Below are 7,126 nucleotides of genomic sequence, written 5' to 3' on the forward strand. Positions count from 1 at the left end.
AGGAGTGCGGACGGAGGTTCTATGTTTGCACGGATTCGGAGCTATTTGTCGTCTGCCAAAAAACAGGGTAAGGATATATACCAGTCACTTCTTAGAGCTGTTCAGAATTACAGTAATATGCCTTTACTGGGTGCTGAATAGTTACGAAAAACGATAGCGAAATGGAACCACGAATAACTCCTTAAATGTTTACGTTCCTTAAAGAATAGGTCTTAATTTCGCCTTTACCTGAACGTCAGAAGCGGAACCTAATAATCATTTTGAGGTCAAACGGCGGTATTTATAGTCCAAGTGTGCAGGGTTTTATTCTGAAAGCATCCCCATCAAGCCACCCCCATCGGAGGCCTGCTGGCCGGGTTAGCCACCAAGCCGGATCAAGTGGAATTCCAAACCGCTCCACAAGTACATTTAACGGTCAGAGAGTATCAAAACTGCAGTCCAATAGAGATACAGCCTCCACCACGGATCATGGCAAGCAACTTGAAGACGACTTCTGGAATAATAAACCATTACAAGGACGAAAAATCACCCCGGCTGAAGTGCTCAGAGCCTATGGAAATGACAGGACTTCTCTGAGACGTGGCTTCTTCCTGCAAAAGCTCTGCTTGCAGAACATTTTACAGGGCAATAGAAAAGTTACCCCGGACCAGGTCATTCAGGAATTCAACCGGCAACCAGGCCAGTATAATAAGCACAAATTAGCAATAGCACGCTTCAAGGCGGAATGCTGCCTGAAAGGCCTGACGCTAAATGGGCATCGAGTCTCAACGGATGCGGTGGTTAAGAATTTTCAGGCACTCAAAGCCCCCCTGGAGCTGGCGCGTTTTAAAGAACAATGTTGCCTGAGAGACCTGGCAATAAATGGCCAGCGGGTCACACCGGAGGCGGTGGTTCACGATTACCAGGTGACCAACGCAACACTGGAACTGTTGCGCTTTAAGGAAATGTGTTGCCTGAAGGGCCTGTTGTTGAATGGTCGTCACGTCACTCCGGAGGCGCTGGCCAGTGGCTATCAGGCAATCAACGCAACACAGGAATTGGCATACTTTAAGGCACTGTGCTGCGTGAAGGGCATAATGTTGAATGGCCAGCCGGTCACACCGGATGATGTGATTAAGGGGTTCAGGGGTACCCCGGAAAGCAAACTGTCAATAGCACGCTTCAAAGCGGAATGTTGCCTGAATTGCCTGAAGTTGCGTGGCCAGCCGGTCACGCCGGAGGCGGTGGTTAAGGATTTTCAGGCAGTCGGCGTCCTCCTTGACCTGGCGCACTTTAAGGAACAATGCTGCCTGAAAGGCATGACATTGAATGGTCAGCTGGTTGCACCGGAAACGGTGGTTAAGGATTTTCAGGCCGCCGGAGCAACCCTGGGGCTGGCGCGCTTTAAGGAACATTGCTGCCTGAAAGCCATAACATTGAATGGTCATCTGATCACACCGGAGGCGGTGCTTAAGGATTATCAGGCAGCTAACGCAACACTTGAGTTGGCGTGCTTTACCAAACTCTGTTGGCAGACAGGCCTGCCGATACATGGCCAGCACGTCACACCGGAGGTGGTGGTTAAGAATTATCAGGTGGCCAGCGCCTCACTGGAGCTGGCCCGTTTTAAGGAGCAATGTTGCCTGAAAGGCATAATGTTGAATGGCCAGCCGGTCATTCCGGATGTGGTGGTTAGGGATTATCAGGTTGCCAATGCACCACTGGAGCTGACCCGGTTTAAGGAACAATGCTGCCTGAAGGGCCTGAGGTTATATGGCCAGTGGGTAACATCGGATGAGGTGGTGAATAACTATCAGGCAGCCAGGGCAACAACGGAGCTGGCGCGCTTTAAAGAACGATGTTGCCTGAAGGGTATGCCATTGAATGGCCAGCCGGTCATACCAGACACCGTGGTTAAGGATTATCAGGCCGCCAGGGCACCACTGGAGCTGGCACGCTTTATGGCAGAATGTTGCCTGACAGGCTTGTTGTTAAATGGTCGGCCGGTCACGCCAGAGGCGGTGGTTAAGGCCTTCCCGGATACTCTCGATGGCAAACTGGGAATAGCGCGCTTTAAGGAACAATGTTGCCTGACAGGTTTGATGTTGAATGGCCAGCCAGTAAAACAGGATGTGGTGGTTAAGGATTTTCAGGCCGCCAGGGCACCACTGCCGCTGGCACGTTTCAAGGAACAATGTTTCGTGATGGGCCTGGCATTAGCTGGTCGGCAGGTCACACCCGATGAGGTGGCCGGGGATTTTCAGGCAGCCAAGGCCACTCTGGAGCTGGCACGCTTTAAGGAACTATGTTGTCTCAGGAACCTGGCATTGAATGGCCAGCCGGTCACACCGGATGCAGTGGTTAAGGGTTTTCAGGCCGCCAGGGCAACACTGGAGCTGGCACACTTCAAGGAACAGTGTTGCCTGAGGGGCCTGGCATTGAAGGGTCAGCAGGTCACAGCGGATACGGTGGTTGAGGCGTATCCCGATAGTCCGGAGGGCAAACTGGGGAAAGCGCGCTTCAAAGCGGAATGTTGTCTGAAGGGCATGGCGTTGAATGGCCAGCCAGTCACACCGGAGGCGGTGGTTAAGGATCTTCAGGCGGCCAGGGCAACACTGGAGCTGGGCCGCTTTAGGGAAGAATGCTACCTCAGGGGTATGTCACTGAAGGACCAGCAGGCCACACCGGATGCGGTGGTCAGGGGTTTCCCGGATAGTCCGGAAGGCAAACTGGGGGTAGCACGCTTTCAGGAGCTGTGTTGCCTGATGGGCCTGCTGTTGAATGGCCAGCCGGTCACACCGGATGCCGTGGTGGAGGGTTTCCCGGATAGTACCACAGGCAGACTGGGAATAGCGTGCTTTAAGGAAAAATGTTGTCTCAGGGGCCTGGCGTTGAATGGCCAGCCAGTGACACCGGATACGGTGGTCAAGGGCTATAAGGCAGTCAGAGCAGCGCTGCAACTGGCGCACTTTAAGGAAAAATGCTGCCTGAGGGGCTTGCTATTGAATGGTCAGCCAATCAAACCGGATACGGTGGTAAAGGCGTTCCCGGAAAGTATGGAAGGCAAACTGGGGATCGCACGATTTAAGGAGAAATGTTACCTGAGAGGCATTACTCTGCGTGGCACGCAGCTCACATCAGATGAGGTGGTCAGGCATTTCCCGAACAGTCCGGAAGGCAAACTGGCGATAGCGCACTTCAAGGAACTGTGTTGCCTGAGAGGCCTGCTGTTGAATGGCCAGCAGGTCACAACGCACAGGGTGGTGCAGGATTTTCCGGACAGTCCGGAAGGAAAGCTGGGGATAGCACACTTTAAGGAAAAATGTTGCCTGAGGGGCCTGGCGTTGAAAGGCCTGCCAGTCACACCGGATGCGGTGGTTAAGGACTTCCCGGATAGCCCTGAAGGCCAGTTGGGGGTGGCGCGCTTCAAAGCGGAATGTTGTCTGAGGGGCTTGCTGTTGAATGGCCAGCTGGTGACGGCGGAAGCGGTAGTCAGGGATTTTGAACGCATTGGCAGATTGCTGGAAATCGCTATTTTTTATTCTCAGCTGGCATTGAATGCGAAAAAACTGAATGGCCGTTATCTGGGTAACAAGGACGTATTGGAAGCATTTAATCAAATCCCCGGGGATCAATCTGCAAGGCAAACCAGATACCTGATTGAAAGGCTGAAACACTCTCAGTGGTGGGATGAAAACAACGATGCTCAGGATTTGCTGCAAGAGGCCTGGCAAATCCTGAACAACGCATCAGTCAAAGGGGATGAGCAACATCGACTGCAATGTGTATTGAAATTCATGGCTATGCAGCATGAACTGTCCATTGATCAACAGGGCGTGTCTGCAGAGCAGGTATTGCAATCCATCATAACCCTGAGACACTCATTTCAGAAAGCACGGCTGCATTTCTTCTTCCTGGCCTACTGCTATCTCACCAGCCACGGGGTTAATGGACATCAAATCCAAAAAGATCAGGTTCTGGAGTGCCTTCAGAGTTTTACTGAAGCCAGCAAACTGCAACATGCTTTAGGCTGCTGGTTTGAGCAATGCAAATCCGAAGCCGATGTAATGGATAATCTACTGCGTCAAAAGGAAAATATTTTTACTCCGGGGAGTAACAGCGCACAAGGATGCGTAGCCAATCAGGCAACAAACGCCGGTGTAGTGCAAACCCGGCAGCCATGGTCAAATGGACCGGTTTTTTCGGACAAGCAGGTTCCGCAGTTAACCGCACTCACACTTAAAGCACTGGATATTATTCAGGAAATCAATATTTCCTGTACCGATTCCCCCATTCTGATTACCGGTTCTTTCGCACGTTGTTTGCAGAATATGTGCTCAGTATTTAATGACATTGACATTATCTGCGCGACAGAAAAGTCAGCCAGAATACTCTGTGAAAAGCTGCGGGCACTGAACACAGACAGGGATTCAGACATTCCCAAAAGTACTGTCATCTGGGAAGTCCCGGGGTGCCAGGAGATCAGACTGCCAAATGGCTTCAATATTCATCTTAAGGACGATGATTTCGGGATAAAAGCCATGGCACTTCAGGTCAGTGTTGATGCCAGAGTCGGCCATGAAAATGCCGCACAATTGGCCGTTCAGGTCCACGGTGTTCAGAGACCTGTACAGTGTTTGTCGTTTACTGAAGAAACCCGATTACTGAACGATACGCTGGAATACCTCGCTGAGAGCCTTGATCCACTCACCGTAAGGCTACAAAAAGGGGAGGTATTTAAAATACCACGAACCATTCTTTTTAATACCCCTCAAAACAGCGATGAGCGTATTTATGGCTTGCTGTTACGCTGCCTGCTTACTCTGAATAAAGCCAGGCAGTTTATCACCCTGCACTGTGCAGGCAGTCCCGGGAAACCGGACTGCCACAGTCATCAGCAGCAAAAAGAACAACTACGGCTTTATGCACTGACTGAGAATCTGCAAATGAAATTGACCAGCCATGTTTGCCGTAATGATTTTGAGCACAGGATTAACAACTGGCTATCGACAACTCAGCCTGTTAATGATTGTCCGACCAATAAGAAAGAGTTTATCCAGGCGCTGCTGGCGATGATGCACGCTTAATAATTGTTATGACTGCCACGCACCTCACATCCCCTCAGCGCAGGCCCCATGAATGGAACTTAATGATCATTTTTCGGTCAAAGGGAATGTTTTTCGTTCAGGTGTGCAGGGTTATATTATGAAGCCAACTACCTCAACCTTCTCCCCCCCAGAGTCCGCAGGCTATGTTGACCAACGGGCCGGTTCAGGCGAGATATCTGGCCGATCTGCAAGCACCTTTAACGGTATGGGAATCTCAACCCTTGAGTTTTGCGGGCGAACAGCCACCACTGTCTATGAACGCATCAGTATGGAGGTTGCCTTTTGGCAAAACAAACCATTACAAGGACGTCAAATTACCCCGGCTGTGGTACTTAACGCCTATGGAAATGATACAACGTCCCTCAGAAGTGGCGTCTTCCTGCAAAAACTCTGCCTGCGCAACATTCCCTATAACAATCGACAAGTTACCCCGGAACAGGTCGTTCAGGAGTTCAACCGACAGCCAGATCAAAATAATGAGTACAAATTAGCCATCGCACGCTTCAAAGCGGAATGTTGTCTGAGGGGGCTGCCGTTGAACGGCCAGCCGGTTACACCGGATGAGGTATATAAGGACTTCATGGAGAGTCCGGCAGGCAGCGAGGAGATAACGCTGTTCAATACAAAACGTTATCTAAATGGTCATCTGCTGGCTGACCGTCAGGTCGATACGGGTGATGATCCTGAAGGATACGCAGCCTCTACCTATCAGCATCAGGCTTCTGCTGTCGTTAGAAGAGCGCTCCCCTTATCAGACAATCAGGTTCCGCAGTTAAATGTGCTAACTCTCAGAACACTGGAGATGATCCAGAAAATCAATGAGTCTTATAACACCCCCCCCATTCTGATTACCGGTTCATACGCGCGTTTTTTACAGAACCGCTGCGCATCATTCAAAAATATTGACATTATCTGCTCGACTGAAGGTTCGGCCATAAAACTCTGTAAAGAAATACAAGCGCTTAATGAAGCACTTGACATTGACAGGGATTTAGGAACCAACGACAACATCTTCATCTTCCCAATACCAGGATGCCGGGCGATTCAACTACCAAATGCTTACAATATTCATCCTAAAGACAGCAGTTCAGACATCCAGGGTCCAGAGCTTATGGTCAGTGTTGACGACAGAGTAATCAATGGACATGCAGCACCATTGGCCATTCGCGCTCCTGGCGTTGAGAGGCCGTTATGGTGTTTGTCGTTTGCTGAAGAAACCCGATTACTGAACGATACGCTGGAACACCTCATAGGGAACCTTAACCCGCTGACAGTTGAACTGAATCAAGGGGCAGCGTTTGAGTTACCTCGAACCATTCTTTTTGGTTTCCCAAAAAACGGCAAAGAGCGTATTTATGGCTTGCTTGTTCGCGCACTGCTTACTCTGGATAAGGCCAGGCAGTTTATCTCCATATTCGCTGAAGAAGAGCCTGACGGCCAGCTTCAAGCGCAACAACAGCGCCTTCATACACTTGCTGCGATTCTGCAGAGAAAATTGAGCAGGCATATTTGCCGCAGTGATTTTGAATGCAGAGTTTCCTGCTGGCTATCGACGGTTCCACATGTGAGTGACTTCGAGATCGAGAGGGTAGAATTTATCACATCACTGTTGAAGATGATGCATCCTGAGCTACATCGGATAGACTCAACTCATTGAACATTTGATCGCCGGTAACTCAATCAGAATCTTTCAACCTTCTGTCTCAGGCCAGGTTATGTCAAACACTTTCCAGTTCTTGCAGTTTGGTTCCTGCGAAATATGTGGCCTTGCTCAATTACCGGAGCAACTGGCTTGCCTTATGGTCCCACTTGATCAGAACAAGATGCGTTTTTTCACTCTCTTTTATTGCGCCGATAACCCTCAATGCCACCTGAAAGCCATTGATAAGTTGTCAGAAAAAGAAGGTAAGCGATATTCAGGAATCCAATGCCGCTGACTATTTTGACTTTGTACATGTTGAACTCAAGGTTTCTTGTTCAAATTGCAGGAGGTATGACATCCAGCTATTCCCGACGATTACACGACAATATCCATAGCA

2 protein-coding genes are annotated in these 7,126 nt (G+C 49.9%); both read left to right on the top strand.

Features of this window, described 5'->3' with window-relative positions:
* Positions 1–605: 605 nt before the first annotated feature.
* The gene (locus tag CX664_RS08295; protein ID WP_145999891.1) at positions 606–5,066 is read left to right on the top strand and encodes a hypothetical protein; all 4,461 of its coding nucleotides are present in this window, start codon (positions 606–608) and stop codon (positions 5,064–5,066) included.
* A 118-nt stretch (positions 5,067–5,184) separates the two neighbouring features.
* On the top strand, positions 5,185–6,744 hold the full coding sequence (locus CX664_RS08300) for a hypothetical protein (RefSeq protein ID WP_145999892.1): 1,560 nt from the start codon (positions 5,185–5,187) through the stop codon (positions 6,742–6,744).
* Positions 6,745–7,126 lie beyond the last annotated feature (382 nt).

It is taken from the genome of Endozoicomonas acroporae (genome assembly GCF_002864045.1).
Lineage (GTDB): Bacteria > Pseudomonadota > Gammaproteobacteria > Pseudomonadales > Endozoicomonadaceae > Endozoicomonas > Endozoicomonas acroporae.